This is a genomic window from Rhizobium sp. L9 (assembly GCF_002531885.1).
Taxonomy (GTDB): Bacteria; Pseudomonadota; Alphaproteobacteria; order Rhizobiales; family Rhizobiaceae; genus Rhizobium.
In genome coordinates, this window is sequence record NZ_NWSZ01000019.1 from 145,741 (window position 1) to 170,690 (window position 24,950).

At 59.9% G+C, this 24,950-nt stretch carries 29 protein-coding genes and 4 pseudogenes; 14 read left to right on the plus strand and 19 right to left on the minus strand.

The window, feature by feature from the left end; all coding sequences use genetic code 11:
* Nucleotides 1-7: 7 nt before the first annotated feature.
* Both CO660_RS32860 and CO660_RS20140 read right to left on the minus strand, forming a co-directional pair.
* Complete coding sequence (locus CO660_RS32860) at nucleotides 8-598, minus strand: hypothetical protein (RefSeq protein WP_141504886.1); 591 nt, start codon at nucleotides 596-598, stop codon at nucleotides 8-10.
* Between the two features lie 158 nt (nucleotides 599-756).
* Nucleotides 757-1,188 (minus strand): SyrB2 regulator, encoded by a 432-nt coding sequence (locus tag CO660_RS20140; RefSeq protein WP_097600224.1) that lies wholly within the window; start codon nucleotides 1,186-1,188, stop codon nucleotides 757-759.
* Nucleotides 1,189-1,386: 198 nt separating this feature from the next.
* Here CO660_RS20140 and CO660_RS20145 point away from each other — a divergent pair, with 198 nt between their 5' ends.
* Entirely contained in the window at nucleotides 1,387-2,112 is a 726-nt protein-coding gene (locus CO660_RS20145) for a DUF2726 domain-containing protein (RefSeq protein ID WP_097600225.1), read from the plus strand.
* A 309-nt stretch (nucleotides 2,113-2,421) separates the two neighbouring features.
* Here the strand turns inward: CO660_RS20145 and CO660_RS20150 are convergent, their stop codons facing one another.
* The 9 genes from CO660_RS20150 to CO660_RS20190 all read right to left on the minus strand — a co-directional run bounded on the left by CO660_RS20150 (nucleotide 2,422) and on the right by CO660_RS20190 (nucleotide 10,879).
* Nucleotides 2,422-3,660: a Zn-dependent hydrolase gene (locus CO660_RS20150; protein ID WP_097600226.1), complete on the minus strand. Its 1,239-nt coding sequence runs from the start codon at nucleotides 3,658-3,660 to the stop codon at nucleotides 2,422-2,424.
* The gene (locus tag CO660_RS20155; protein ID WP_097600262.1) at nucleotides 3,657-4,490 is read right to left on the minus strand and encodes a BtpA/SgcQ family protein; all 834 of its coding nucleotides are present in this window, start codon (nucleotides 4,488-4,490) and stop codon (nucleotides 3,657-3,659) included. Before CO660_RS20155 ends, CO660_RS20150 begins: the two co-directional genes overlap by 4 nt.
* A 5-nt stretch (nucleotides 4,491-4,495) precedes the next feature.
* Nucleotides 4,496-5,401, minus strand: a complete 906-nt coding sequence (locus CO660_RS20160) for a ribokinase (RefSeq protein WP_097600227.1) — start codon at nucleotides 5,399-5,401, stop codon at nucleotides 4,496-4,498.
* An 18-nt stretch (nucleotides 5,402-5,419) separates the two neighbouring features.
* Nucleotides 5,420-6,184, minus strand: a complete 765-nt coding sequence (locus tag CO660_RS20165) for a glutamine amidotransferase (RefSeq protein ID WP_097600228.1) — start codon at nucleotides 6,182-6,184, stop codon at nucleotides 5,420-5,422.
* 28 nt (nucleotides 6,185-6,212) lie between these two features.
* Nucleotides 6,213-7,304, minus strand: a complete 1,092-nt coding sequence (locus CO660_RS20170; RefSeq protein WP_097600229.1) for a phosphotriesterase — start codon at nucleotides 7,302-7,304, stop codon at nucleotides 6,213-6,215.
* A 2-nt stretch (nucleotides 7,305-7,306) separates the two neighbouring features.
* Entirely contained in the window at nucleotides 7,307-8,275 is a 969-nt protein-coding gene (locus CO660_RS20175; protein WP_245421351.1) for an ABC transporter permease, read from the minus strand.
* 38 nt (nucleotides 8,276-8,313) lie between these two features.
* The gene (locus CO660_RS20180; protein WP_097600231.1) at nucleotides 8,314-9,111 is read right to left on the minus strand and encodes an ATP-binding cassette domain-containing protein; all 798 of its coding nucleotides are present in this window, start codon (nucleotides 9,109-9,111) and stop codon (nucleotides 8,314-8,316) included.
* A gap of 70 nt (nucleotides 9,112-9,181) precedes the next feature.
* Entirely contained in the window at nucleotides 9,182-10,123 is a 942-nt protein-coding gene (locus tag CO660_RS20185; RefSeq protein WP_097600232.1) for a substrate-binding domain-containing protein, read from the minus strand.
* Between the two features lie 135 nt (nucleotides 10,124-10,258).
* Nucleotides 10,259-10,879, minus strand: a complete 621-nt coding sequence (locus CO660_RS20190; RefSeq protein WP_245421348.1) for a cupin domain-containing protein — start codon at nucleotides 10,877-10,879, stop codon at nucleotides 10,259-10,261.
* Nucleotides 10,880-11,274: 395 nt separating this feature from the next.
* Here CO660_RS20190 and CO660_RS20195 point away from each other — a divergent pair, with 395 nt between their 5' ends.
* The 7 genes and pseudogenes from CO660_RS20195 (at nucleotide 11,275) to CO660_RS20215 (ending at nucleotide 14,416) form a co-directional block, all read left to right on the plus strand.
* A complete protein-coding gene (locus CO660_RS20195; protein WP_245421352.1) occupies nucleotides 11,275-11,583 on the plus strand; it encodes an SDR family NAD(P)-dependent oxidoreductase in 309 nt (102 codons plus the stop codon).
* 83 nt (nucleotides 11,584-11,666) lie between these two features.
* Nucleotides 11,667-11,831: pseudogene (locus tag CO660_RS33895) on the plus strand (transposase); the annotation flags it as partial.
* A 108-nt stretch (nucleotides 11,832-11,939) separates the two neighbouring features.
* Nucleotides 11,940-12,074, plus strand: coding sequence for a hypothetical protein (locus CO660_RS34335; RefSeq protein WP_280952998.1), 135 nt, complete (start codon nucleotides 11,940-11,942; stop codon nucleotides 12,072-12,074).
* On the plus strand, nucleotides 12,071-12,421 hold the full coding sequence (tnpB, locus tag CO660_RS20205; protein ID WP_097600234.1) for an IS66 family insertion sequence element accessory protein TnpB: 351 nt from the start codon (nucleotides 12,071-12,073) through the stop codon (nucleotides 12,419-12,421). Before CO660_RS34335 ends, tnpB begins: the two co-directional genes overlap by 4 nt.
* Nucleotides 12,422-12,636: 215 nt before the next feature.
* Nucleotides 12,637-13,970 (plus strand): annotated as a pseudogene (locus tag CO660_RS20210) (IS66 family transposase); the annotation flags it as partial.
* A gap of 12 nt (nucleotides 13,971-13,982) precedes the next feature.
* The gene (locus CO660_RS33900; protein WP_245421353.1) at nucleotides 13,983-14,117 is read left to right on the plus strand and encodes a transposase domain-containing protein; all 135 of its coding nucleotides are present in this window, start codon (nucleotides 13,983-13,985) and stop codon (nucleotides 14,115-14,117) included.
* On the plus strand, nucleotides 14,117-14,416 hold the full coding sequence (locus tag CO660_RS20215) for a hypothetical protein (RefSeq protein ID WP_097600236.1): 300 nt from the start codon (nucleotides 14,117-14,119) through the stop codon (nucleotides 14,414-14,416). Before CO660_RS33900 ends, CO660_RS20215 begins: the two co-directional genes overlap by 1 nt.
* 532 nt (nucleotides 14,417-14,948) lie before the next feature.
* Here CO660_RS20215 and CO660_RS20220 read toward each other — a convergent pair.
* Nucleotides 14,949-16,127 carry a Fic family protein gene (locus tag CO660_RS20220; RefSeq protein WP_097600237.1) on the minus strand — a complete coding sequence of 393 codons (1,179 nt, stop codon included), beginning with the start codon at nucleotides 16,125-16,127 and terminating at the stop codon, nucleotides 14,949-14,951.
* Between the two features lie 159 nt (nucleotides 16,128-16,286).
* A pseudogene (locus CO660_RS20225) lies at nucleotides 16,287-16,469 on the minus strand (IS3 family transposase); the annotation flags it as partial.
* Between CO660_RS20225 and CO660_RS20230 the strand changes: the two are divergent.
* Nucleotides 16,469-16,756 (plus strand): annotated as a pseudogene (locus CO660_RS20230) (helix-turn-helix domain-containing protein); the annotation flags it as partial. The pseudogenes CO660_RS20225 and CO660_RS20230 sit on opposite strands and share 1 nt — an antisense overlap.
* 14 nt (nucleotides 16,757-16,770) lie before the next feature.
* Here CO660_RS20230 and CO660_RS20235 read toward each other — a convergent pair.
* On the minus strand, nucleotides 16,771-18,186 hold the full coding sequence (locus tag CO660_RS20235) for a PLP-dependent aminotransferase family protein (protein WP_097600238.1): 1,416 nt from the start codon (nucleotides 18,184-18,186) through the stop codon (nucleotides 16,771-16,773).
* A gap of 90 nt (nucleotides 18,187-18,276) precedes the next feature.
* Here CO660_RS20235 and CO660_RS20240 point away from each other — a divergent pair, with 90 nt between their 5' ends.
* The 4 genes from CO660_RS20240 (at nucleotide 18,277) to CO660_RS20255 (ending at nucleotide 20,831) form a co-directional block, all read left to right on the plus strand.
* Nucleotides 18,277-18,702 carry a cupin domain-containing protein gene (locus CO660_RS20240; protein ID WP_097600239.1) on the plus strand — a complete coding sequence of 142 codons (426 nt, stop codon included), beginning with the start codon at nucleotides 18,277-18,279 and terminating at the stop codon, nucleotides 18,700-18,702.
* An 11-nt stretch (nucleotides 18,703-18,713) separates the two neighbouring features.
* Nucleotides 18,714-19,163 carry a carboxymuconolactone decarboxylase family protein gene (locus tag CO660_RS20245; RefSeq protein WP_097600240.1) on the plus strand — a complete coding sequence of 150 codons (450 nt, stop codon included), beginning with the start codon at nucleotides 18,714-18,716 and terminating at the stop codon, nucleotides 19,161-19,163.
* Between the two features lie 43 nt (nucleotides 19,164-19,206).
* Nucleotides 19,207-19,851 carry an HD domain-containing protein gene (locus tag CO660_RS20250; protein WP_097600241.1) on the plus strand — a complete coding sequence of 215 codons (645 nt, stop codon included), beginning with the start codon at nucleotides 19,207-19,209 and terminating at the stop codon, nucleotides 19,849-19,851.
* A gap of 260 nt (nucleotides 19,852-20,111) precedes the next feature.
* Nucleotides 20,112-20,831 carry an SDR family oxidoreductase gene (locus CO660_RS20255; RefSeq protein WP_097600264.1) on the plus strand — a complete coding sequence of 240 codons (720 nt, stop codon included), beginning with the start codon at nucleotides 20,112-20,114 and terminating at the stop codon, nucleotides 20,829-20,831.
* A gap of 409 nt (nucleotides 20,832-21,240) precedes the next feature.
* On the opposite strand, the gene CO660_RS20260 is transcribed toward CO660_RS20255, so the two are convergent.
* Entirely contained in the window at nucleotides 21,241-22,212 is a 972-nt protein-coding gene (locus tag CO660_RS20260; RefSeq protein WP_097600242.1) for an alpha/beta hydrolase, read from the minus strand.
* Between the two features lie 23 nt (nucleotides 22,213-22,235).
* Here CO660_RS20260 and CO660_RS20265 point away from each other — a divergent pair, with 23 nt between their 5' ends.
* Complete coding sequence (locus CO660_RS20265; protein ID WP_141504888.1) at nucleotides 22,236-22,457, plus strand: hypothetical protein; 222 nt, start codon at nucleotides 22,236-22,238, stop codon at nucleotides 22,455-22,457.
* Nucleotides 22,458-22,549: 92 nt separating this feature from the next.
* On the opposite strand, the gene CO660_RS20270 is transcribed toward CO660_RS20265, so the two are convergent.
* The 4 genes from CO660_RS20270 to CO660_RS20285 all read right to left on the minus strand — a co-directional run bounded on the left by CO660_RS20270 (nucleotide 22,550) and on the right by CO660_RS20285 (nucleotide 24,929).
* Nucleotides 22,550-23,440: a LysR family transcriptional regulator gene (locus CO660_RS20270; protein ID WP_097600244.1), complete on the minus strand. Its 891-nt coding sequence runs from the start codon at nucleotides 23,438-23,440 to the stop codon at nucleotides 22,550-22,552.
* Nucleotides 23,441-23,473: 33 nt separating this feature from the next.
* Complete coding sequence (locus CO660_RS20275; protein ID WP_245421349.1) at nucleotides 23,474-23,821, minus strand: hypothetical protein; 348 nt, start codon at nucleotides 23,819-23,821, stop codon at nucleotides 23,474-23,476.
* Nucleotides 23,822-23,837: 16 nt separating this feature from the next.
* Entirely contained in the window at nucleotides 23,838-24,302 is a 465-nt protein-coding gene (locus CO660_RS20280) for a DUF1348 family protein (protein ID WP_097600246.1), read from the minus strand.
* A gap of 78 nt (nucleotides 24,303-24,380) precedes the next feature.
* A complete protein-coding gene (locus CO660_RS20285) occupies nucleotides 24,381-24,929 on the minus strand; it encodes a peroxidase-related enzyme (RefSeq protein WP_097600247.1) in 549 nt (182 codons plus the stop codon).
* Nucleotides 24,930-24,950 lie beyond the last annotated feature (21 nt).

The window sequence follows — 24,950 nt, forward strand, 5'->3', positions numbered from 1 at the left end:
CGAGCTCTCAATTAACGTCGAACCGTTTCAGCATCTTTTTGAGCTGGGCGTTCTGCAGCTGGAGCTTCCGGGCGAGCTCTCTTTTCAGTTTTTTGATGTCCTCATCAAGGCTTGCCACATCGTCGAAGAACGCGTCGCGCGCAGACGACCGAGGCACGCCTTGACTTTCACGTGTCACGACACCGGCCCGCGCGCCAGTGTTAGCCTGGGCTCCCATCCTCCGCTCACCGCGACTGTGCGGAGACCTTGTCCGAGACTTCGAATTTGTCTCGCTTGGCTCATCGGCGCTTTCAACTGAACGACGCGCTTCGCTTGGTGAGAGTGTCAAAGCCTCGTCACCAACGACTGGCGGTGCCAATGCCTGCGCTGCATCGCGATCGCCTTCCGGCCCATTCGAATCTGATGCCACTTTCTCGACCGGAACAGCCTCGTTGTGATCTGCAGAGGCAGTGACTTCGGTTAAAGGAGGTGCCGGAGTCTGGTCCGCGCCGTGAGCAAGGGCCGCGGGATCGGTGTCGTGCGCCGTCGAACTCTCCGGCCCTTTTGCCGCTCGTCGCCGAGACGTCAAATCGACTAGAAATTTCCACGGTGTTTTCATTGGATTTCACCTCGATCAAGCCGGGCTGCGATGCTGCGTAGCGCCCTGCCCCCACTCGCAGGTCGGCCGGGCACGATGGAGGCGCCCGGCGACTATTTTTCTGCTGAAGATGCGGTGGCTGAAGCCGATGGCGGCCGACCTAAATGTCAGCGTGCTGATCAATCCAGTCCGAGCCGTTTGCGCAGATCGGTATTTTCCTGGCGCAGCTTGTCGGCCAGCAATTTGCGCAAGCGCTTGTTCTCTTCTTCAAGCTGGATCAGATCTTCCAGCTCATCAATCACCGGTGCGGATGCCTTTGCCGTTTGCGGGGCAGGCTTGGAGATCTTATTTCTTCCTCTGCCCTTGAGGGTGCCCTTGGTATCGGAAGGCTTGGCCTCGCTCGACCTCGGCTTTCTTCCCCTGCCCCGTCCAACAGGTTTTGCCTCACCTGCCGCCGGCGCCGGTTCGGTCACGGCCTCGGTCGCCGCAGAAGCCGGTTCGGCAGCTTGCTTTCGACGACGCGGCGAACGCTTCTTCTTAACGTCCGCTTTTATCGGCGCATCCGTTTCCGCGGCCCCGGCAGCGGGGCGCGTATTATTCTCATCAGCCATCAGACATCTCCTCTATAGCCAAGTCACTTTTCGACTGGGTGAAAGAAGGAGTCAACAAAGGCGCTACGGTTATCGCCCGCCTAATATCATGAATTCGATAGCGTGTGACTCGACCGCCTCCGACCCTAACGCTTTTGGCTAACTTTTCGCGGGTCAGGCATGCGCTCTACTATGCTGGCGGGAAATCTGGAGAGGGGCATGCACTATCGCCAAAGGTCGGTGCTGTTCGTGGCGCCTTGGCTGATCATCGGAATTGCCGCAGTAGCCGCGTCGGGCGGTATAACTGTTGCGGATCTCGACAAGCCAGAACTGCTGATTGCCGCGCTTTTTGTCGGCCTCGTCATCGGCATGGCCGTTGAGCAGCTCCTACCAACGACGAGAAAACAATCCCGGCAGGAGAGAAACAGGTCACGCCCCGAGAAAAAGCGCAGCAACGAGCGCATCCTGTTGCGACCCTGGCGTCCGATGCCAGCTCCGGAGTTAGTGAAACCCGTCGACCCCGTGGATCAACTGCGTATCGTCATGCGCTCGAATTTCACCATTCAGCCATTGCTGAACAAGAGCGAAGCCCGCGTGTTTCGCGAGCTCGACAGCATCGTAATCAGTTGCAATTCCTCCTGGCAGGTCATGGCGCAGGTGTCGTTGGGCGAAATCCTGCGAAGCACCGATGCGGACGCCTACAGTTGCATCAACTCCAAGCGTGTCGACTTACTGCTCGTGGACAGCAATTGCCAACCGCGGCATGTCATCGAATATCAGGGCGGAGGACACCATCGAGGCACCGCGGCCGCGCGCGATGCGGTCAAGAAGGAGGCGCTTCGACGCGCCGGGGTCGGGTACCACGAGGTGGTGGCTGGGCAAACGACCCCATCGGAACTCAGACGATTGGTCGAAAAGCTGGTGGATAAACCGATTGTCAGCTAACGCGCTCCCGTTACTCATGCCGGCATGGCCGAGCCGCTTCCTACAGAAGAAACCATCTCCTCTTCTTGACAGCGTGGCGGCGCAAACGGGATGCCCTCCGATCTCCAGGCCGTTCGCGAAAATCTGTTTCCGGCCAGCCACGGAGCCATCGAGGGGAGACGGCGTGCTCGCCCGCAAAGAGGGCAAGAACTAAAACGTCCACCGACCCATTGCCAATCGTTCCACACTCAAAAGGCGTTTGAGCTTAACTCTAGGGGAGCGTTGGGCGAGTCAATCCAAAGGTCCCCCTCTACGAAACAACGATAGGCGCTAGCCCAGCGCTTCGACCACGTTGAGCAACACCCGGGCACCTGAAATCATATGCGCGTCAGTTACGAACTCCGCCTCGTTATGGCTGATGCCATGGCGACACGGAACAAAGATCATGGCTGTTGGAGCTACGCGGTTTATGAACAGCGCATCGTGAAAAGCACCGGAAACCATTTGGCGGCTCTTGAGACCGAGAGCTTTGCAGGCCTTCTCAATTGCCCCTGTAATAGCTGGTGAAAAGCGGCCTGGCGCCATGTTGACGCGCTGGCTGACGCTAACGTCACAGTCCCAGCGGGCGCCAGCGGCCTCGCATTCCTTTCGCACATGCTGGTCCATCGCAGCAAGGATAGCGGCGTCCGGATGGCGGATATCGACGGTGAAGGTAACCGAACCGGGGATGACGTTGATGGAACCTGGCTCGGCAGTAATGCGGCCGACCGTCAGCCGTGCCTCGGGGTCCGCAGGCATGACCGCCGATTGAAGGTTTGCGATTGCGGCGGCTGCCGCACCCATGGGGTCCTTGCGGAATTCAAGCGGCGTCGTGCCGGCATGCGCGGCCACACCGGAGAAGACAACTTCAAGCCATTTCGTGCCCTGCACCGCCGTGACGACACCGATGGGCACGTCCTCCTGCTCGAGGATCGGGCCCTGTTCAATATGCAGTTCGACAAAGGCGGAAATAGCGTGGCCTGTTGGTCGCAATGCAGCTTCAGGCAGTGCTGCGAGCGTTGCCGCCAGCTCATCGGCCAGCCGCGGGCCGTCCGTCGCATGTATCGGCTCCCAGTCCGCCATAGTTCCTACCCCCGCAAAGGCCATGGATCCCATGCAACCCGGCGAATAGCGGCTACCTTCCTCATTGGTGAAGGCGACGACTTCGACGGCACGGTCGGTTTCGATGCCGGCGTCGCTCAGCGCTTCGAGCACCTCGAAAGCGCTGAGCGTACCGAGCGCGCCATCGAAACGGCCACCAGTCGGCTGGCTGTCGAGGTGGCTGCCGATGAGGATCGGTGGCAGGGAAGCATCCCGGCCCTCCCGTCGAATGAACAGATTGGCGATATCATCCTGGAAGACGGTGAAGCCGCGGGCAAGCGCTCGCTCCGCGAGCAGCCGGCGCGCCGCACGGTCTTCGATGCCCAAAGCCTGCCTGTTGACACCACCGGCAGGCGTCGCGCCGATCGCTGCGAAATCGGCGACAGACGCGAGCAGGCGCGCGGCGTTGACCTCCGGCTTCCGGGTCATCGGCCAAGGCCTGCAATGAACCGCTTGACCCGCTCGAGCTCAACCGCATTCCACCAGACGCCATCGTATTTAAGGGCGCTTGCAATGATCACGCCGTCCGCGACGGACAGAATATCGTTGGCATTATCATGCGTGACGCCGCTGCCCACCAGTGTAGGTAGCGACGCCGCCTCCTTGATCATGCTGATATGACCGAGATCGGCGGCGTGGCCGGTGCGCTGGCCGGTGGCGATGACGACATCGGCATCGAAGAAGACGAGATCCTTGACCTGTTCTTCCACCGGCCGATCCGCCACGATGGCATGCGCCCCATGCTTGACGTGGGCATCGGCAAAGATGCGGACGCCACGGGCGCGAAGATGGGCACGGTAGCGCATGGCGCGTGCCGATTCTCCCTCCACAAACCCCTCGTTCGCAATATAGGCATTGGCCCACTGGTTGACGCGAATGAAGGATGCTGACGAGGCAGACGCGATGGCAAGCGCCGGGATCGCCGCATTGGCGAGCACATTGATGCCGATCGGGCGACCGAGCTCGCGGCGGATCCGATCGGCGACAACGGCCATATACGCTGATGTCTCGGGGCCGATATCATCAGGCTTGGCAAACGGAACATCGCCGTGGTTCTCGACGATGACAGCGTCGCAGCCGCCCGAAAGGTAGGCCCGTGCATCTGAAAGACCGCGCTCGTAGATCGTCTCGACGCCTTCGTCGTCATAGCGTGGCGCCCCCGGCAATGGCATCAGATGCACCACACCGATCACCGGCTTGTCGCGCCCGAAAAGCGTCCTCAGTGTGTCCTTGTCCTGCCGTCCGATAGGGTTGCTCATGGCGATCACACGTTTTCCAGTTTCAATGTCTTTGTAAGGGCGGCTAGCTCTGCCGAGGTGGGGAAAGAGGCGAGGGTACCGGCACGGCCGACAGCTAAACCCGCCGCCCGTGTTGCAAGTCTTGCGGCATCGGAAACAGGGACGCGCTGCGCGAGAAGCCCCGCCAAGGTTCCGGCAAAACAATCGCCGGCTCCGCTCGCATCCACGGCCTGACGTTTTTTAGCCGGGATCTGGAGCCGGGAAGATGCATCCAGAACGAAGGCACCTTCTGAGCCGAGCGTCACGATGACGGTGGGGGCTCCCATCGCGCGCAAGCGGTCGGCGGCGCGCTCGGGAGCGGTCTCGCCGGTCAAGGCCTCGGCCTCTGGGCGATTGACGATCAGAAGCGATACCGCCGCCAGATCCAGCGCTTCGGCAGAGAGCGGGCTCGGATTGAAAACCGTGAGCAGTCCGGCTGCGTGCGCCGCCTTCAGGCATTGCGCTGTCACATCGGCACCGAGGTTGCCTTGCATCAGCAGCATGTCGCCGGCGCGCCAGGTCGATACGATCGGGGTCATTGTCAGCGGATCGAATCCCTCTGCGCAGGCGGCGGCGGTGACGATGACGTTCTCGCCGTGGCGATCGATCAAGATCACCGAGCGGTCGCTGGGCAGGTCCAGGCGCGAGAGGCGCAGGTCGGACATCTCCGCGGAAAGCAGGCTTTCCATCCCGTCGCCGGCCGCGTCCCGTCCCAGAGGCGCCCAGAGCGTGACCGACGCCCCTGTCCGGGCGGCAGCGACGGCCTGGTTTGCCCCCTTGCCGCCGAGGCCTTCGCCGGCAGCCGTTGCGTTCAGCGTTTCGCCCGGCTGCGGCAGCCGCTCCAGGCGAAAGCTCGCATCGACGCAGACATTGCCGACGACATGGATGGTCATGGCCTCAAGACCTTCCGTTCAGTCCGTTGCCCAGGCGAGCATCTGCTCGAACAGGGTCTTGTAGCCTGGCCAGGCAATGAATTCCGGCGGCAGCCAGTGCGGGCCGACGTCCGACGTCCAGACGAGCGTACGGCCTTCGCCGTAGGTTCCCGTGACGAGCAGCGGCAACGAACCATATTCCGAGGAAACGGTCATGAGCTGGTTTGCCCCTTCCTTCAGCGTCACTTCGTTGAAGCCAAGCAGATAAGGGAACTCGCCGGAAATGCCCGAAAGGATCGGATGCGAAGCATCGCCCGAAACAACCGGCGTAAAGCCCTCCGGCACCTCGACACGATCATCGACGGGAAGGCAGGCCACCGGCAGCACTTCTTCGACCGCGGTGTTGCGGAAGCGCGCGCCGCCATTGATGCCCTGGAACGAATAATAGCCACCGAACATCAGGAGCGCACCGCCCTGGGCAACGTAGTCGCGCAGCAATTTCAGGCGGTTGGGCGTCCGGCGCGAGTGGATCCAGGTATCGGGATGCAGAAGCAGCGTGTTGGCGCCGATATCCGAAAGCACGATGGCGTCATAGGCCTGAAGGCCTTCGAGCGTGCTCGGAAACTCCTTCTGCGCCTCGTGCGCAGGCATGAAGGTAACGTCGAAGGGGCTATCCTTCAGGGCCTTCAGCAATTCGTCCGCGCCGGTGTGGTAGGTCACGGTCGGGAACTGGTCGAAACCCTTGATGTGGGTGGCAGTCGACACCCAGGATTCGCCGGCGAGCAGCACTTTTTTCTTGGTCATGGAAACTCCTTGAACGATGGGCCAGCGCTTAGGCGACGGCGGAAAAGACGGATTTCGGGTTGTCGATCAGCATGCGGTCGATAGCCGCCTGATCGACGCCATGGCGCTTCAGCCGCGGCAGGAAGTGCTTGAGGATGTAGCCGTAGCCAAAGCCGCCGTAGCGCGTCAGCATGATCTTCAGGAACACATCCTGCGACAGAAGCAGCCGGTCGCCGAAACCCTTGTCGATGAGGGCGGCGATGGCACGGGCATTCTCCTCGTCGGACGGCGACTGGGCGTCCTGATCGGCATAATAATAGTCCATGCCGATCATGTCATATTCCAGGAAAGCACCGCGCTTGGCCAATGCCATCTGATAATCGAGATCATTATGGCTGGGGTTCATGTGACAAAGGACGGTGTGGCGCAGATCCGCGCCCTCTTCTTCCACCATGTCGAGCACGCGATGCGCCAGGCGCTCCCAGCCCGGCAGATGGATGGAGAGCGGCAGGCCGGTGATGCGCGACGCCCGCGCCGAAGCACGAAGCGACTTCTCCTCCTCGGCGGTGAAATTCCGGCTGACGCCAACCTCACCGATAATGCCGGCCATGATCTCGGGCTGCGTCTCGCCGCCACCGACATCATCGACGATGAACTGCGTCACCGCATCGACGTCCATGGCTTTCAGCCAGTCGGGATGGGTGTGCTCCAGATAGAAGCCGGTGCCCATGATGATCCGCAGCCCCGACATGCGCGCGATGCGGGCAAGTCCTGCCGCATCACGGCCGATGCCGAAATTGGTCGTTTCGACCACGGTACAGCCGCCGAGCGCCTGGAACCGCTTGAGCTCCCCAAGCGCCAGATCCCCGTCGTCGAGCGAGACATTGTCCCGGTTCATATAGGGGTTCATGCGCAACTCGCCGATGATCTCGATAGAGACCTTCTGTTCGGCGATTGCCTTTTCGTCCGGATGGCAGGGGCAGATCCAGCTGGTCGCGCCATCAAGGAAGATGTGCTCGTGCATCAGCGTCACGCCGAGATCCTCAACCGGCACGGGGCCGGTGACGGTCATGGCAGCGCCGGAATTCACCCCGATGGGATGGCGCGCTTTCGGCGCGTCCTTGAAGAGATCATCGAGCATTTTCAGCGCCCCTTTGCGCCGCCGCGGAACAGGCGGAAATTCAGCCAGATCGCGACGAGGATAATGAAGCCGGTGACGATCGGTGTGAAGAAGGGCGAAAGGTGCGAGAGGATAAGGCCGTTTGCGAGCACTGCGACCGTGAGCGCACCGAGCACGGTCCCCACGAGAGAGCCGCGTCCGCCGAAGAGGCTGGTGCCGCCAAGCACGACGGCTGCGATGACATCGAGCTCGAAGCCCTGTCCCGCATTCGACGAGCCAGAACCGAGACGGGCGGAGAGGATGACGCCAGCGGCGGCCGCCGCCGTACCCGAGAGCACATAGACCCAGAGGATGACACAGCGCGTGTTGACGCCTGCCCGCCGTGTCGCCTCGGCATTGGCGCCGACTCCCGTGACGTAACGACCGAAATGGGTTTCGTTGAAGGCGATGTAGGCGACGGCGAGGATGACGATGGCGATCAGCGCCGGAGCGGGAATGCCGAACACCCAGGCGCGGCCAAGCGCCACGAAGGGGCTGGTCGGCTCGATCGGGATCGAATAACCGCCGGTGATGAGCAGCGCAAAACCACGGATCACGGAAAGCCCGGAAAGCGTGACGATGAAGGCAGGGATACGCTCATAGGCGATGAAGTAGCCCTGAATAACGCCCACAAGGCCGCCGAGGAGCAGCATCAGCAGGATAGCCAGCGGCCAGGGAACACCAGCCTGAAGGGCTGCCGCCGAAAGCGTGGCCGTCAAGGCGAGAACAGAGCCGACCGAAAGATCGATGCCGCCCGTCGTGATCACGAAGGTCATGGCGGCTGCAACGATGAGCAGCGGGGCGGACTGCCGGATGACGTTGAGAAGGTTTGGCGCGGTCAGGAACGCATCGGTCGTCACCGCAAAGAACAGGCAACAGACGACGAAGAACAGCGCGATCGACATGACGCCGCCATTGGCCACGACCTTGTCGAGGATCGTTGCCTCGCGCATGCGGGGCGGATGGCTGGCATAGGCGTTGGGTTCGGAACTCATGCGGAGACGCCCTTTTCCCGGTTATGGCCTGCGGACCGGGCGGCAAATTTTCGCCCGACGATGAGATTGACGACGTCCTCGATATTGGTGTCCTCGATCCGGCGCTCGGCGACATTGCGCCCCTCGTACATCACCTGAATGCGGTCGCAGACGAGGAAAAGGTCCTGAAGGCGGTGCGTGATGAGGATGACCGACACGCCGCGTTGCGAGACGGTGCGGATGAGTTCGAGCACCGCCTCCACCTCGGCGACGGCGAGTGCCGCGGTCGGCTCGTCCATGATGAGCACGGACGGATTGAAGGATGCGGCGCGGCCGATGGCGATGGACTGGCGCTGGCCACCCGAAAGGTTTTCCACCTTCATTCGCGTATCGGGAATGACGATACCGAGGTTGGAGAGCATGTCGCGCGCCCGCTCGTGCATCAGTTTCTTGTCGAGCATCGGCACGCCGGCTATCCGTCGTTTCGGCTCGCGACCAAGGAAGAGATTGCCGGCGACATCGATCGTGTCGCAGAGCGCCAGGTCCTGGTAGACCATCTCGATCCGAGCTGCGCGCGCATCCGCCGGCGAGGTGAAGGCAACCTCCCTGCCATCAATCTCGATGGTGCCGGCATCGGGGATCACCGCGCCGGAGAGAACCTTGCTGATGGTAGACTTGCCCGCGCCGTTGTCACCCACCAGACCGAGGACTTCCCCGGGCTTCAGGTCGAGTGAGGCGTTGTCGAGCGATTGTAGAGCGCCGTAGCGCTTGGAAATGCCGGTCATGCGGACGCGGCTGACTTGCGTGTCGGTCATATTCAACGCCCTTGCTGGAAACCCGGCCGCCCAGCCTGATCGTCAGGCCGGGCGGCGGCGGCAGTTCGGCTTACTTGAACATTTCGCGATACTGATCGACGTTCGCCTTGGTGACGATGGTGACCGGCACGTTGATGATCGGCTCGATCTTTTCACCCTTCTTGACCTTGACGAGCGCCTCGACCGCGGCCTTGCCCTCACCGGCAGGATCCTGTTGGATCACAGCCGTCACGAAGCCCTGGTCGATGCCATCGATGGCGGATTTCGTCAGATCCCAGCCGAAGACCTTGATGCTATCACCGCGGCCCTGGCTGGCAACGGCGGATACCGCGCCGAGCAGCGCCGGCTCGCCGGTCGCGTAGAGTGCCGTCATGTCGGGATTGGCGGTCATCAGGTTTTCAGCGGCAGACAGTGCAACGTCCTGCACGTTCTGGCCGTCAACGGTATTCAAAAACTCAACCTTCTGGCCGCCCTTACCCACGGCTGCCTTGAAGCCATCAAGGCGCTGGTTCTGGATGAAGGAGTTGAGCGCGCCGACGACGCCGACTTTTGCAGCACCACCCATGTCGCTCTTCACATAATCGGAGAAGAACTTGCCGATCTCGGCGCCGGCTGTGGTGTTGTCGACACCGACGAAGGCGATGTTGTCCCCTTCCGGAATCTGCGCATCGATGGCGATGACCGGAATGCCGGCATTCTTAGCAGCAGTGATGGCCGGCTTTACGCCGTTGACATCGATGGCAACCAGAATGATGCCGTCGACCTTCTGCGTGATGTAGGTTTCGATCGCATCGTTCTGCGCCGCGGGCACATTGTTGGCGTTGAAGATCACGAGATCGGCGCCTGCAGCCTTGGCTGCGGCGTTGGCACCGTCATTGATCTGGTTGAAGAACAGTGCCTGCTGGTTGATGGTGACGAGCGCGAATGTATCGGCAAAGGCGCTGGAAACGCCCATGGAAAGCGTCATGGCTGCAGCTGCAGCGCAGCCGAGAAGATATTTGGTCCGACCCATTTTAGGTTCCCCTTGTTAGAAGCCGCTGGCGGCAACAGAATTTACAGGGGCATTATTCAAGTGACTTGAATTATTGTCAAGTCACTTGAATGCAAGCAATCACAAAAGTTAACTCGCAACTTTTCCTGAGTTAAATCAGAATGTTGCCGGGGTATTTACCCAGAAAATCGAGGCGCGCTGGTTTCCGACATTGCGATACCAATGGGCCAGTTCGGAATTGAAAACGAAACTGTCTCCGGCGGCCAGGCGAAAGGTCTTATCGCCGATCATCAGTTCGATCTCGCCGACAAGAACGTAGCCCACTTCCTCCCCGACATGCTGGATCGGCCCGGCGCTCTCGCCGCCCACATCGATATGGTGAATGTTGCACTGGAGCAGATGGCCCTGTGAATAGGGAATGATGCGCTCCAGCGATATGCCCTCGCCGCGCCGCAGCGGATCGAGCGAGATCAGCGGTCGCGTGCCAGCGCGAAATACCACCCCCTCATCGGCATCCGTCTCCTCGAACATCCAGCCGATATTGGAATCCAGTGCCTGCACCAGCCGGTGCAGCATGGGCAACGAGGGCGAAGCTTTGCCGTTTTCGATCTTGGACAGCAGGCTTTCTGAACAATCCGCAGCCAGCGCCAGTGCCTTCAACGTCAAGCCGCGCGTCTGCCGCGCAAGCTTGAGGCGTGCACCGAGCCGCACCGGATTCGATTGGACCTTGTCCTCTCGGTTGCTTTCGGACGGCAAAGGCGGCTTGACCATATTCATGTTAGAAGCATCGCATTGATCGGTGCCACAATCATAAATCCTTCAGGCAAGCGCTGTCCAGTTAGGATGCTTTAGGCGTAGAACGTTAGGCCTGCTTGCGTGGAGCAAGGCTATCAAACAAAAGGTGACGACAATGCTTAGGCCAGACGGCGTGAACATGCTGCCGACCGGGATTTCTGATTATAATGTCGACTAATCGGAATGTCCCTTTTTTGTTAGTACATGTATAGACATTATTGTTGAACGGTGGTTCTATCCCGCAAAAACAAGGGGATCATCATGGCCAATACGATGTTCGATCTGGCAGGAAGAGTGGCAGTTGTGACTGGTGCGAGCCGCGGCATGGGCCAATAGATTGCGCTGGCGCTTGCCGAAGCGGGTGCCGTTATTTGCGTATGGCGCGCGATCAAAATTCGCTAATCGAAACCAAAGCGAGTATCGAAGCCCTTGGCAGGACCTGTATCACGGGCGCCCAGGATGTGACAAATATTTCGTCCATCGACGAAACGCTAAGCAAGTTCGAAAACATCGCTGGCGCTGTCGATATCCTTGTCAATAATGCCGGGTACGAACAGGTATCTCCCTCGCTCGAGATCGATGAACAAATTGGGACAAGATCATCGGCACCAACCTTAAGGGCGCGTTTTTCTGGTCGCAAGGCGCAGCGCGGCGGATGTCAAGGCAGTGCTTTCTCATACGCATAGCCGGAAGAAGCGGTAGTAGACGGGTATCCCTCCGGCAAAGGCCGTCTGCCGTGATTTGCTGATTGGCTTTAAGTCCATGCCTTATGTCATGCGCTACGGTGATTTCCCCGATTGAACTCTTGTCCGCCGACGATCTTGGCCGTCGGCGAGATTGGTCGGACGAAGAGAAGGTCCGGATCGTTGAGGAAAGTCTGCAGGGGTTTCGACAGGGCTCGGCGACGGCTCGGCGCTATGGAGTGTCTCGATCATTGTTGACGACTTGGCGTCGTCAATACCGAAGCGGTCTTCTGAGCGTTTCTGCATCGACGAGCTTCGTGCCGCTTTCGATTTCGCCGCCGCCGGCGGCGTTCCCCGAGATGACCGCTCCGCTCCGGTCGGACGGCGACAAGATGATCGAGATCGGCCTGCCGAATGGTCGTCGCCTGACGATCCCGTCCTCGCTTGATCCCACCATCCTCGCCCGTCTGCTACCGGTTATGGATGCGTCATGATCGCCTTTCCAGCTGGGGTGAAGGTATGGATTGCAGGCGGCGTGACGGACATGCGCTGTCGCATGAACAGCCTGGCGCTGAAGGTGCAACAAGGCCTTGGTCGCGATCCTCATGGCGGTGAGGTCTTCTGCTTCCGGGGGCGCAAAGGTGATCTGATTAAGGTCCTGTGGCATGACGGGATCGGCATGTCGCTTTACCTGAAGCGGCTGGAAGCTGGAAAGTTCGTCTGGCCGGTCAGCCAGAGCGGGTCGGCCGTCGCGGTTTCGGCAGCACAGCTCGGCTATCTCCTGGAAGGGATCGACTGGCGCAACCCGCGCTGGACGCAGCGGCCTTCGAAGGCAGGCTGATCGCTTTCATTATACTGTTTTTGTTGGGCTTTCGGCACGCGGCATGGTAGCTTTCGGCCATGGATGACGCTGCTTCGGAGATAGCCAGACTGCGCGCCGCACTTGCGGCATCGGAAGCGCGTGCCGCCTCTGCCGAGGCCGATCTCGCGCAGGTGCGCGCCGTCGTGACAACCTCCGAGGCGATGATCCGGCACCTCAAGCTCGAGATCGCCAAGATGCGCCGCGAGCAGTATGGCCAGAGTTCAGAACGGCGCGCCCGGCTGATCGACCAGATGGAATTGCAGCTCGAAGAACTCGAGGCCGACGCCACTGAGGACGAGATCGCGGCGGAACGCATGGCAGACAAGATCACGAATGTTTCCGCCTTCGAACGCCGTCGGCCTGGCCGCAAGCCGTTTCCCGAACACTTGCCGCGCGAGCGGCTGGTCATTGAAGCTCCCGAGCAATGCCCCTGCTGCGGCTCGGCCCGGATTGTGAAGATGGGCGAGGACATCACCGAGACGCTGGAGATCGTTCCGCGCCAGTGGAAGGTGATCCAGACGGTGCGGGAGAAGTTCACCTGCCGGGACTGCGAGAGGATCAGCCAGCCGCCGGCTCCCTTCCATGCCACACCGCGCGGATGGGCAGGACCGAACCTGCTGGCGACGATCCTGTTCGAGAAGTTCGGCCAGCATCAGCCGTTGAACCGCCAGGCCGAGCGCTGGGCCCGGGAAGGTGTCGACCTCAGTCTTTCCACGCTGGCCGATCAGATCGGGGCCTGCGCGACGGCGTTGCAACCGATCCATGACCTGATCCGTGCTCATGTGCTGGCCGCCGAACGGCTGCATGGCGACGACACCACCGTTCCACTCCTGGCCAGGGGCGCAACAAAGCAGGCAGGTTATGCACCTACGTTCGCGACGACCGCCCCTTCGCAGGTGGCGCGCCTCCCGCAGCACTCTTCCACTTCTCTCCCGATCGCGAGAAGACCCATCCAAATCGACATCTCGCCGGATGGCATGGCACACTGCAAGCCGATGCCTATGGCGGCTACAACGATCTCTATCGTGCCGACCGCAGCCCCGCGCCGGTGCTCAGCGCGCTCTGCTGGAGCCATGCGCGGCGCAAGTTCTTCGAACTCGCTGACATCGCCGGCAACGTGCGCAAGGGCAAACCTGCTCACGAGATATCGCCGGTCGCGCTTGAGGCTGTCGCCCGCATCGACGCACTCTTCGACATTGAGCGCGGTATAAACGGGACGTCCGCCGAGGAGCGACTGGCAGCGAGGCAGTTGCATGCTCGTCCGCTCGTCGAAGAACTGCACGACTGGCTCATGGCCCATCGCGCTCAGATGTCGAAGCACAATCCCGTCGCCAAGGCGATCAACTACATGTTCGAGAAAGAGGGCCGCTGGGAAGCCTTCATCCGGCTCCTCGATGACGGCAAGCTTTGCATCTCGAACAATGCGGCAGAGCGCGCCCTGCGCGGAATCGCTCTGGCAAGAAAGGCCTGGCTATTCGCCGGTTCCCAGCGCGGCGGAGAGCGCGCTGCCTTCATGTATTCCCTGATCGTCACAGCCAAAATGAGTGATATCGATCCGCAGGCTTGGCTGGCCGATATCCTCGCCCGCATGCCCAACCTGCCCGTATCACGGCTGCCGGAACTGTTGCCTTGGAACTGGTCCGCCGTGGGCAGCGCCCGGCAGAGAGCAGCTTGATGGCGCGGCCGACGCATGTCTACACGATCGATTATGTTGCTTCGCTGATCGGCGAGAACCTCGAACTCCTCCAGGAAATCGCCAGCAACTCAGACAACATCGATTACGGCGAGATGATCCATGCCCATGACGGCAGCCAAGAGGGCATCACGACCTTCACCGACCGGGGCATCGAGAGCTTAAAGGAATTCCTCGCCGATATCCGCACCTGGGAGGGGGGTGTCCGGCAATTCCTCGTCGATGAGCAATGTGATCCCGAAAGGATCGAACGCATCATGGCAGACGAGCCGAGATCATAAACCCCGCGGCCTACGCCGGATGGATACGTAGATGGACAGGAGTACGGGAACATAACCTCGGCACACTGCACAGAATGGCTTTGCGGCATTGCAATAAATAATAACGCACTGCAATATAGCTGTCACAAACCTGTGCAGTTAGGGTTCCGTTCGATGAGGATTTGTATCTATAAGTCGGAAAGAGCACCTGAGCTTACCCTCCTGCTGCGAGAAGGATTGCCACTCCCGCTCGATACCAAGGTAGACAAATGGACCAAAATTAAGGTGGTCACTGATAGAGAAATGAGAGCAGACCTTTTGATTCAGATTGGTGGCGTCGGATATGCGTTAGTCCGGCTTGGGGCGATCAGACAACATTAGGCAGTAGCACCCGCCTTGCTGCCGCGTTATCACCAAACGACCGTCGCATCGTGGGCTTTGTCTGCTGGACTCACGAGCCGACCAGCGGCCAATTGTCCGCCTCGGATTGAAAGCTGCTTTGTTGAATTGGTCAGGCTCTTGATGCGATTCGAACTTGCGATCCGTGATTTAGTCACGTAGCAGGCAGGGGATCAGTGCCTTCGCTTAGGATTGCAAGATATCTACGGTAGCTGAAAACACGGCCACGCTTGCGACCTGTCACCTCGTCGACAATCCCCAAACGCTCCAAGTCAGCGAGCGCTGCATTGACAGTCGGCGCGGAAAGGCCTGTCATTTGAACGACCTGATTTGCCGTATGAAAGGGGTTTTGCTGAAAGAGTTCGTGAATACGAAGGGCCGATCCGGCTCGGTCGCTCTCTACTGTGATTTTCTCCCTGTCCTCCTTGAAAAGATCGACAATCCGAGTGGCAGCTTCAAATGCTTGGTTGGCGGTGTCGGCTACACCTGTCAGGAAGAAGTCTAGCCAAGCTTCCCAGTTTCCATGTTCACGGACCTCTTGCAGTAATCGATAATATTCGCTTCGATGGGCCTTGAGGTAAAGACTGAGGTATAGCAATGGTTTGCGTAGAACGCCGTTCACGCACAGGTAAAGAGTGACAAGCAGACGACCTATCCGGCCATTGCCATCGAGAAATGGATGGATCGTTTCGAACTGGACATGCAGGAGGCCAGCTTTGATCAGAGCCGGTAACCGTGATTGATCGTCATGCATGAAGCGCTCGAACGCGTCTAGGCAGCCACCCAATTCCGTCACGGGTGGTGGCACGAAGAGTGCGTTGCCGGGTCGCGTGCCTCCAATCCAATTCTGCGAGCGCCGAAACTCTCCTGGATCCTTAGTGCCTCCCCGCCCGCTTTGCAGCAGTCGTGCGTGCATCTCTCGGATCAGGCGCAATGACATTGGCAGCGTTTCCAAACGCTCCAAACCGTACATCATCGCATCAACGTAATTGGAAACCTCACGAATATCATCGACCGGTTGCCCCGCTTGAGCCTCGGTCTCAAACCGCAAAAGATCGGAAAGCGTCGACTGTGTGCCTTCAATCTGCGAGGAAAGAACTGCCTCCTTTCTTACATACATATAGAGGAATAGCTCCTGGCGCGGGAGCAGTATTGTGATGCCATCCAGGCGACCTAGCGCACGCTCTGCCAGACTGAGGCGCTCCAATAGCGAAAGGACATCGATGGATGGCTCGGGCGGCAATGGCGGAGGCACGAACGCCCGCACTGTTTCGCTCGCTGCCGTTGTTTTGACAAAACGGCCCAGGCGCAAATTAGATTCGGAATCAGACATAGCCTAATATGAATTCCGTCCGTTATTTAAGCAAGAGCCCCTTTATTTAAATAAGCCTCAAGCTTAGGTAAGCGCGCTTAATTAACGTAGACCGTTTTCATTGCGTCAAGCGCAGGCTGAATAGCCCCGAGTTTCGTAGACACCCTCGGGTTAGATTTTCTACTGCTTCTCGAACTCGACGGGCGACAGCATTCCGTTTCTGACGTGCTTGCGTTTCGGGTTGTAGAACATCTCGATGTAGTCGAACACATCCTGGCGAGCTTCATCGCGTGAACGGTAGACCCTGCGACGTATCCTCTCTCGCTTCAGAAGATTGAAGAAGCTCTCGGCCACCGCATTGTCATCTGCGCGAACGCCACACGCTTGAGTCTCTGGGAAACCTTGTCGGAATGAGCACACGCAGCCTTGCTCGACACTTCGTGCAGGCCACAGGCTGCACCCCGCATGAGTTCGTGGAGCGGGCAAGAGTAGATGCCGCGAGGAACCTGCTCGAGGGTAGCGATCTTCAGCTGAAGACGGTGGCCTACGACTGCGGATTTGGCACGGCCGACAGGCTGCGGGCCGTCTTCACGCAACGGCTCGCGGTCACTCCAGCTCAGTATCGCGCAAGCTTTCGGAAGACGCGGTGATTGGGTGGCCACACCTAAAGCCGGGACCGTTCGGCCAGCTCCAGAAGCCGGCGGCAGGCCTCGCGGAGATTTCTCTGGGGAGCACTCGCGACGCCCAGAAGCAGCCCCGGCTGAGCGCTTGCTGACGACGCGAACCACGTCGAAAGCGGTGCTGGAAACAGACCGAATGGGAGAGCCTCGCTGACCACGGCGACGTCCGAAATGTCGTCCCGCAGCTTGAGCAGGACCGCGAGACCCGGTGTCGAAACATCAACGACGCAATCGGAGCTTGGAAGGGCAGCAAGCACGGCCTGCTGTCGCGAGGCATAGAGACGCTTCATGCGGCGTATGTGCCTCAGATAGTGGCCCTCCCTGATGAACTCTGCGACAGCCATCTGCACTGCGGGACCAGGCGCCGGCATGAGACAGGCGGCCGTCTCCGCGAACAACGGCACCAGTGCATGGGGTACGATGACGAAGCCGAGCCTGAGCGCCGGGCTAATGGTCTTGCTGAAAGAGCCGATGTGGATGACACGCCCTGCTCGATCCAGCGAGGCAAGAGCGGGGGCTGCCCTGCCTGTCAGCTGCAGTTCGCTCAGGTAGTCGTCTTCCACAATCCATGCACCATTCGCCGCTGCCCAGTCGAGCAGAAGCAGACGGCGTCCCAGGGACAAGGTATGGCCCAGAGGTGCCTGCTGTCCCGGCGTGACAACCGCGAGCTTCGCGCCGGGGCATGAGCGCATACCGTGTTCCACGTCGATGCCCTGCGCATCGACCGGGATCGGTGCGACTGAGAGACCGGCCAGTTCGACGCCTCTTCTCGACCAGGGAAAGCTAGGCTCCTCCAGCCAAGCGGGATGTCCGGCCAGCTTTAGGGCGCCGAGTGCAAGCCCCAGACCTGCAGCATATCCATTGGTCACTATCACCTGGTCCGGCGAACAGTTCATGCCACGGGCTATGGCCAGAAAGGAGGCGATCTCGCGTCTCAGCTCTAGCTCCCCACGCGGATCCGGGTAGAGCAGCGGCGCGCTCGCACCGGCTCGCACGGCCTGGCCATACAGACGGGCAAACAATGTTGCGGGAAAGACGTCGGTCGCAGGGACACCCATTTGGAAGAACGCGGGTCCCTGCGTCATTTCCAGATACATTTGCATGAACGCACCTGGATCTACCCGCGTCTGCATATCCGCAACGGCACCTGGCCGCTGCGCCACGCGGGTGCCTGCCGCCCTTGAAGCCTCGATCAGCTGCGCTGCAGCAAGCCTGTCATAGGCGGCCCGGACGGTTCCGCGCGCAACCCCAAGCTCGGCCGAAAGATCCTGCCAGGAAGGCAAGCGCGCTCCCTGTTCCAGGACGCCGTCCTCGATCGCCTTCCTGATTCCGGAGTGAATCTGTTCCGAGAGCGATGTCGATGCGGAGCGGTCGATGGAAAGGCTAAGCTTAGTCCCCATGGGTTCATGGTACACTGTTTCTGCATGTTCTTGGTTCTTTTTTTCATGCCACGGCAGCGGCATCTTCAGGCCATCGAGAGGAGCACACTCATGAAGATAAAAAACTTGTTGCCCGTCGCCGTCGCGGCAATCTCCTGGATCATGGCGTCGCAGGCATCGGCACATGATCCGCGGTCCGAGACGGTCACCCCCAGGCTCCGGGAAGCCATCCCCAACGTACCGGGTAAGTCGCTTGTCGCAGTCGAAGTCGACTACGAGCCTGGTGCGGCTTCCAAGCTGCATACCCATGCCAAGTCGGCCTTCATCTATGCCTACGTCCTTTCCGGCCGGGTCGAATCGAAGGTCAACGACGGCCCGGCTCGTATCTACAAGGCCGGAGAAGGCTGGTCGGAGCCACCTGGCGCTGTCCATTCCATCAGCCGCAACGTGAGCCAGACGGAGCCAGCCAGGCTGCTTGCTATCTTCGTCACCGATACCTCCGAAACGAAACTCACTTTCCCCGTAAAGCAGAACTAAGGAAAACCGACATGACACAGAGGCTTGATTACAACCAGGTCGCTCCGAATGGCGCGAAGGCACTTGGCGGGGTGTATGGCTACGTCAGCCAGAGCGGCCTGCCGGGAGAACTCGTCGACCTCGTCTATCTCCGCGTATCGCAGATCAACAACTGCGCCTACTGCCTCGACATGCACACCCGCGAACTTATCAAGCGGGGCGTCAAAACTGAGAAGCTGGCCCTCCTGCAGGCCTGGCAAGAAGGCGGCAACCTCTTCTCCGAGACCGAGCGTGCGGCTCTGGCATGGGCGGAGAGCGTGACCCTGGTTGCGCAGACCGGCGTGCCCGACAGCGCCTATCAGGCGGCGCGGAAGGTCTTCGACGAGAAGCAGCTTGTCGACCTCACTATCGCGATCAGCCTGATGAACAGCTATAATCGCATGGCCATCAGCTTCCGCAACACGCCCCAGGCAGTGCGCTAAATCGGCTTAAGGCCGACCCCAACCAACACCAATGGAGCATGCCATGATCCCGCTGGAGATAGCCGGCATACGCATTCCCGACAGCAAGCTCGCAAGGGACGTGACCCAGCTCATACGCGACACAGAAAGCGAGCTGCTCTTTCGCCACTCGTGTCGCGTCTACTTCTGGGGAGCCATCGGCGGGACAAACAAGGGGCTCGTCTACGATCCCGAACTGCTCTACGTCGCCTCCATGTTCCATGACCTCGGATTGACGGCGCAGTTCGCAGACAGCCGCCTTCGCTTTGAAGTGGATGGGGCAAATGCCGCGCGCGACTTCCTGCGCGCGCGCGGCATCTCGGAAGGCGACCTCGAAACAGTGTGGAACGCGGTTGCCTTGCACACAACGCCTGGCATACCGGAGTTCATGCGTGCGGAAATTGCGCTGCTCCAGGCTGGAGCCGGGATGGACGTCGCCGGCCGAGGATTCGAGCAATACGATGAGGCAGACCGGAACGCGGTCGTCGCTGCGTTTCCTCGTGAAGCCGATTTCAAGGACGGGATCATCGACGCGTTCTACCAAGGCATGAAGCACAGACCGGAAACCACCTTCGGAACCTTCAACGATGATTTCCTGGCCGCAAGGGATCCGCAGTTCCAGCGGGTGAACATGTGCTCGGTCATCTGCCACTCGCACTGGGAACACTGAAATCTTCCCGGAGTGTCAGGCAAGAGCGTCAGCGCGCACCAGCGACGTCCCGCCCGCGGAACATCTGCGGGATCCCGAGGGAGGCAGACGTCTGGGCGGCTCGCGTCAGGCGCTCGCCGGCGCTTCGAAGAACGGCCAGACAGGAACCTCCTCACTCACCGCATGAACCATCTGCGGCGACGATACAACAGGCGCACCGTCAGGCGTGTCCCTCGAGCGGTTCGCCCACAACATGAGATTCTATAATGACAGGTACGGACATGACTGAACGAACTTTCCTGGTGACTGGTGCAAGCAAGGGCATCGGTCGCGCACTATCACATCGCCTCGCCGCCGCAGGCCATCAGGTGGTCGGCATCGCCCGTGGAAAGGATCCTGAGTTCCCTGGCGCCTTGGTCTCGCTCGATCTCAACGATACGCAGGCTTCGGAGGAAGCTCTCAGGGAATTGGCGCAACTCTATTCCTTCGACGGCGTCGTCAACAATGTCGGATTGGCAAGGCTCCACGCAGTCGGAGAAATCGATCTTCATGATCTGGAGGACATGCTTCGTGTCAACCTTCACCCCACGATCCAGACCGTCCAGGCTCTCTTACCAGTGATGAAGGCAAAAGGCTGGGGCCGGATCGTGAACGTCAGTAGCATGGTGACGACCGGCACACCGCTCAGGAGCGGATATGCAGCAGCGAAGGCTGCGGTAAACAGCCTCACACGGACATGGGCGATGGAGCTCGCCAGCAGCGGCATAACCGTTAATGCCGTTGCGCCGGGTCCGGCCGAAACTGAAATGTTCCGCCGCAACACCCCGGCCGGGAGCGCAGCCGAGGCACGGTTCCTCTCGATGATCCCAATGGGCCGCCTTGGCAGACCGGAAGAAATCGCAGCCGCCATAGCCTTCCTTCTGTCCGAGGATGCTGGCTTCATCACTGGCCAAATCCTGTTCGTTGATGGTGGTGGGTCGGTCGGTAGAAGCGCGGCATAAATATCCCACAGGAAAGTCTGGTTCCATGTGGGGGAGCTGGGCACGGAGGAAATCATCGAGGCGCCGCCCCTCGGTTTTGCCTTGCGGTAAGAAGTCCAAGAACAAAAAGCGGACCGGCTGCTTGCAGGTATCTGACCGCAGTGACCGAATGGCGGAAATGACGGCGCAAAGCTCTCACAGCCTTTTTTGCAGTTGAAGGGACTCGAACCGCCGACGTGTGCCTGCGATCGCCAAACGAGAGCCGCCGGTAATGATGACCAATATTTCCATCTCAAGGCAAACCAAAATACCTGCCGCGGGAGGAGAGATGCGGCGGGCGTATCGAAACAAATGGCTGCCCCATGAAGAGAGGCTTGTGGAGGAGGCTTCCTGAACCGTTTTCAGGCGGTGCGGGAGCCTCTCTCTGTTTTCACTGTGCAATCTTGCGATCCAGGAACCTCCTGATCAGCGGAGCCATCTCCTCCAGCTTGTCCTCAAGCGCAAAATGGCCTGTATCAAGAAGATGGAACTCTGCTTCGGGAAGATCACGCAGATAAGGGTGCGCACCTTCTTCCGGGAAAATCTTGTCGTTCTTTCCCCAGACGATCAACGTCGGCGGCTTCCGGTCCCGGAAGAAGGCCCGGAACTGCGGATAGAGCGGCAGGTTGGTACGGTAATCGTAGAACAGGTCGAGCTGGATATCCTTGTTACCCGGCCGATCGAGCAGCGCCTGGTCGTGAACCCAATTGTCGGGGCTGATCCGCGTCAGGTCTTTGACGCCATCGGTGTACTGGAATTTGGTCGTTTCAGGTGCGACGAGAACAGATAGCGCTTCCCGGTCCTTCTTCGCCCCTGACTTCCAGTAGGTGCGGATGGGGTTCCAGAAATCCCGGACGCCTTCGTCATAGGCATTGCCGTTTTGGACGATCATTCCGGTGACGCGATCCGGGTGCTTGAGCGCTAGCCGGTAGCCAACGGGTGCGCCATAATCCATGAGATACATCGAATATTTGGTAGCACCGAGCTTGGTCAGCAGCGTGTCGACGATATCGGCATAGTGGCCGAAGGAATACTCGAACTTGGTGTGATCGGGGGCATCGCTCTGACCGAAGCCCGGATAGTCAGGGGCGATGACGCGGTAGCGGTCAGCGAGCAGCGGGATCAGGTTGCGGAACATGTGCGACGATGTCGGGAAGCCGTGAAGCAGGACGACGACCGGGCCGTCGGCCGGTCCGGCTTCGCGATAGAAGACGTTGACGCCGTCGACTTTCACGGAGCGATAGTGAACCGTTGCAGATGCCTGCTGGGCGATCGCCGGCGTTTCGGCGAAGACTACGTTTGCGGGCGTGGTAATGAAGATGCTGGCGGATGCGAGAAGTAGGGCGGCAAGAGTGCGAGACATTGTGGTTCTCCTCAGGAGTGGTCGTGGGCGGCTTGTTGCCTGCAGCCAACATCGCTCTTTCAGCCTGGAAGGAGAATGTTCGTATTCGACAACGGATTGTTGCGTCTGGTGATATGATTGCGGCAAAACAGGCGGCCATTTGGATGAACCGCTACGGTGGCGTCGGCGTGGGTAACGCTGTCCGACGGATCGCAGCTCAGGGGATCGACTTGCGGTGTGACTATCGCGTTCAGAAACAGGGATAATTGTCTACCCGAACGGCGGTCCCACGCAACGAGACGGCGAGCGAACGCAGTTCGCTCCAAGAGAATAGGCCTAGCTTGGTGATATCGAGGGGCTAGTTGAGAAGGCGATTCTCGCGCAGCCTTGCTGCAGCCATATCGACGAAGGCGCGCACCTTTGCTGGAGCGTGCCGACCCTCCGGATGAAGGATATGGATGGGTAAAGGTGATTCTTCGAATTCACTGAGGATGATCTGGAGCTCTCCAGCAATGAGGGCTGGGCCGATCTGGTAATTGAGCACCCTTGTCAGGCCCCACCCCTCGCGTGCCGACTGGATCGCCGCTTCGTTGGTGTTGCATTGTAAAGCCGCATCCACGGATACTCGCAGATCGTCGCCGAATTTCCACTCAGGTGAAGCCCAGGCTGCAGTGGAAGCCGCGATACGATGGTCTTTGAGGTCAGCTGGCGATTTCGGAACACCAAAGCGCTCAAAATACTTCGGAGAACCGCACATGACGCGACGGACCGTACCAACTTTCACGGCAGAGAGATTAGAGTCGGGGAGATGGCCGATGCGCACAGCGACGTCGATGCCTTCCTCGACGATGTTGACCGGTCGATCAATGAACAGCGTCTTCGCTTTCATCGTCGGATAGGTATCGAGGTAATCCGTCACGACCGGAAGAACGTACATCTGCCCGAACAGCGCGGACGCGGTTATGGAGAGGGTCCCCGTCGGCGTCGCGTAGGAACCGCCGGCAGCCGCCTCTGCTTCTGCGATATCGGCAAGGATCCGGCGACAATCTTCAAAATAGCGAACGCCCGCTTCGGTCATCTTCACCGAGCGGGTGGTTCGCACGAGCAGGCGCGCGCCAATAAGGTCTTCGAGCGAGGCAACGGCACGTGTGACAGCCGGTGCGCTCATGAACATCTGGCGTGCGGTGGCCGCGAAACTTTCGGTTTCGGCGACCTTAACAAAGATCCTCATTGCTTGCCAGCGATCCATCCATTCCCCCGAAGCACCCCAATTTCCAAGTCCTTAAGGGCTTGAAAACGAAGTCTCAAGAGGCACGAGATCATCCGATTGAGAACGGCAAGCCTGCGAGATGAATTCTATCTCCGCGCAGACTTCCTCGGAAAGACCGGCGCGCAGGGCGCGCTGGTGCGTCTCCCGACAGGCATTCAAAGCAAGCGAGACCGCGACCGACGTCTCGAAATCGAAGCTGGAACCTTGCCTCGCAACATCCATCTCGGCGCCGGTCATACCAAGGGCACGACCGGCTTCTTCTTGTTTCGCAAGCAGTGTCTTGCTCGTGTTGCTTCCCGTGAGAGCCAGTTCTATTGAAAGCCTCACCCGCGGATCAATTGACGAGCTGGCCATTTTCATCTCCTTGATCAGCCGTCTAAAAGCCGAAATCGCTCAGGCCAGGATGGTCGTCCGGCCGGCGGCCCAGCGGCCAACGAAACTTGCGATCCGCTTCAGCGATCGGGTGTTCGTTGATGCTCGCATGACGTTCCCGCATCAGGCCATCTTCGGCAAACTCCCAGTTCTCGTTGCCATAGGCGCGGAACCACTGGCCGCTGTCGTCGCGATATTCGTAGGCATACCGAACAGCAATGCGATTGCCGGTGAAAGCCCAGAGTTCCTTGATCAGGCGATAATCGAGCTCCTTGTTCCACTTGCGGGTCAGGAAGGCCTCGGCTTCGGCGCGGTTCTTCGCGAACTCGACCCGGTTACGCCAGCGCGTATCGAGCGTATAGGCGAGCGCGACCTTGGCGGGATCGCGGCTGTTCCAACCATCTTCGGCAAGACGAACCTTCTCGATGGCAGTCTCTCTGGTGAATGGGGGAAGCGGGGGACGGGACATGTTCAAGTTCCTCTCAAGATGGCGTTTGTCTTTATTGGCGAGAGACGGCGCATCTTGCACCGCCTCTTGAGGGTTTGGTCACGCAGCCGCGCGATCAATCCGGGGGAAGTCGATCTCGGTATCAAGCGCCTCGTTCACGTAGTTCGTGAAGGTGTTGAGGGCCACATGGGCGATGATCTCGACGATCTCGGCGTCACTGTAGCCCGCACCACGAACCTTGGCGATTTCGCCTGGCGCGACGGACCCGCGAGCGACCGTCAGAGCCCTGGCGAACTCGACCGCAGCAGCTGCCTTCGGATCGTTCGACGTGCCGTTACGGTTGGTAGCGATTTCACTTTCGTCGAGCTTGGCGAACTTCGTGCCAGTGAAGGTGTGGGCCGACAGGCAGTAGTCACAGCCGTTGGCTTCAGCCATGGCGAGGGCGATGCGTTCGCGGGTGGCCGGCGGCAGCTTGCCCTTGCCAAGTGCGCCCTGGAGAGACGTCAAACCGGTTAATGCGGCGGGGCTGTTGGAAACCAGACGGAAGATGTTCGGGACGGAGCCGATCTGCTTCTGGATGGTCTCGAGGATCGGACGAGAGGCTTCTGGAGCGTCGTCGATCGTTGCGGGGGTAGGAATGCGTGACATTGTATTCTCCTTTGTCGATTG

What these genes read in the sequence shown, in the direction of transcription:
- CO660_RS32860 (WP_141504886.1), bottom strand. Translation starts at nt 598, where the DNA reads ATGAAAACACCGTGGAAATTTCTAGTCGATTTGACGTCTCGGCGACGA.
- CO660_RS20140 (WP_097600224.1), bottom strand. Translation starts at nt 1,188, where the DNA reads ATGGCTGATGAGAATAATACGCGCCCCGCTGCCGGGGCCGCGGAAACG.
- CO660_RS20145 (WP_097600225.1), top strand. Translation starts at nt 1,387, where the DNA reads ATGCACTATCGCCAAAGGTCGGTGCTGTTCGTGGCGCCTTGGCTGATC.
- CO660_RS20150 (WP_097600226.1), bottom strand. Translation starts at nt 3,660, where the DNA reads ATGACCCGGAAGCCGGAGGTCAACGCCGCGCGCCTGCTCGCGTCTGTC.
- CO660_RS20155 (WP_097600262.1), bottom strand. Translation starts at nt 4,490, where the DNA reads ATGAGCAACCCTATCGGACGGCAGGACAAGGACACACTGAGGACGCTT.
- CO660_RS20160 (WP_097600227.1), bottom strand. Translation starts at nt 5,401, where the DNA reads ATGACCATCCATGTCGTCGGCAATGTCTGCGTCGATGCGAGCTTTCGC.
- CO660_RS20165 (WP_097600228.1), bottom strand. Translation starts at nt 6,184, where the DNA reads ATGACCAAGAAAAAAGTGCTGCTCGCCGGCGAATCCTGGGTGTCGACT.
- CO660_RS20170 (WP_097600229.1), bottom strand. Translation starts at nt 7,304, where the DNA reads ATGCTCGATGATCTCTTCAAGGACGCGCCGAAAGCGCGCCATCCCATC.
- CO660_RS20175 (WP_245421351.1), bottom strand. Translation starts at nt 8,275, where the DNA reads ATGCGCGAGGCAACGATCCTCGACAAGGTCGTGGCCAATGGCGGCGTC.
- CO660_RS20180 (WP_097600231.1), bottom strand. Translation starts at nt 9,111, where the DNA reads ATGACCGACACGCAAGTCAGCCGCGTCCGCATGACCGGCATTTCCAAG.
- CO660_RS20185 (WP_097600232.1), bottom strand. Translation starts at nt 10,123, where the DNA reads ATGGGTCGGACCAAATATCTTCTCGGCTGCGCTGCAGCTGCAGCCATG.
- CO660_RS20190 (WP_245421348.1), bottom strand. Translation starts at nt 10,879, where the DNA reads ATGAATATGGTCAAGCCGCCTTTGCCGTCCGAAAGCAACCGAGAGGAC.
- CO660_RS20195 (WP_245421352.1), top strand. Translation starts at nt 11,275, where the DNA reads ATGGCGCGCGATCAAAATTCGCTAATCGAAACCAAAGCGAGTATCGAA.
- CO660_RS34335 (WP_280952998.1), top strand. Translation starts at nt 11,940, where the DNA reads ATGACCGCTCCGCTCCGGTCGGACGGCGACAAGATGATCGAGATCGGC.
- tnpB (WP_097600234.1), top strand. Translation starts at nt 12,071, where the DNA reads ATGATCGCCTTTCCAGCTGGGGTGAAGGTATGGATTGCAGGCGGCGTG.
- CO660_RS33900 (WP_245421353.1), top strand. Translation starts at nt 13,983, where the DNA reads ATGAGTGATATCGATCCGCAGGCTTGGCTGGCCGATATCCTCGCCCGC.
- CO660_RS20215 (WP_097600236.1), top strand. Translation starts at nt 14,117, where the DNA reads ATGGCGCGGCCGACGCATGTCTACACGATCGATTATGTTGCTTCGCTG.
- CO660_RS20220 (WP_097600237.1), bottom strand. Translation starts at nt 16,127, where the DNA reads ATGTCTGATTCCGAATCTAATTTGCGCCTGGGCCGTTTTGTCAAAACA.
- CO660_RS20235 (WP_097600238.1), bottom strand. Translation starts at nt 18,186, where the DNA reads ATGGGGACTAAGCTTAGCCTTTCCATCGACCGCTCCGCATCGACATCG.
- CO660_RS20240 (WP_097600239.1), top strand. Translation starts at nt 18,277, where the DNA reads ATGAAGATAAAAAACTTGTTGCCCGTCGCCGTCGCGGCAATCTCCTGG.
- CO660_RS20245 (WP_097600240.1), top strand. Translation starts at nt 18,714, where the DNA reads ATGACACAGAGGCTTGATTACAACCAGGTCGCTCCGAATGGCGCGAAG.
- CO660_RS20250 (WP_097600241.1), top strand. Translation starts at nt 19,207, where the DNA reads ATGATCCCGCTGGAGATAGCCGGCATACGCATTCCCGACAGCAAGCTC.
- CO660_RS20255 (WP_097600264.1), top strand. Translation starts at nt 20,112, where the DNA reads ATGACTGAACGAACTTTCCTGGTGACTGGTGCAAGCAAGGGCATCGGT.
- CO660_RS20260 (WP_097600242.1), bottom strand. Translation starts at nt 22,212, where the DNA reads ATGTCTCGCACTCTTGCCGCCCTACTTCTCGCATCCGCCAGCATCTTC.
- CO660_RS20270 (WP_097600244.1), bottom strand. Translation starts at nt 23,440, where the DNA reads ATGGATCGCTGGCAAGCAATGAGGATCTTTGTTAAGGTCGCCGAAACC.
- CO660_RS20275 (WP_245421349.1), bottom strand. Translation starts at nt 23,821, where the DNA reads ATGAAAATGGCCAGCTCGTCAATTGATCCGCGGGTGAGGCTTTCAATA.
- CO660_RS20280 (WP_097600246.1), bottom strand. Translation starts at nt 24,302, where the DNA reads ATGTCCCGTCCCCCGCTTCCCCCATTCACCAGAGAGACTGCCATCGAG.
- CO660_RS20285 (WP_097600247.1), bottom strand. Translation starts at nt 24,929, where the DNA reads ATGTCACGCATTCCTACCCCCGCAACGATCGACGACGCTCCAGAAGCC.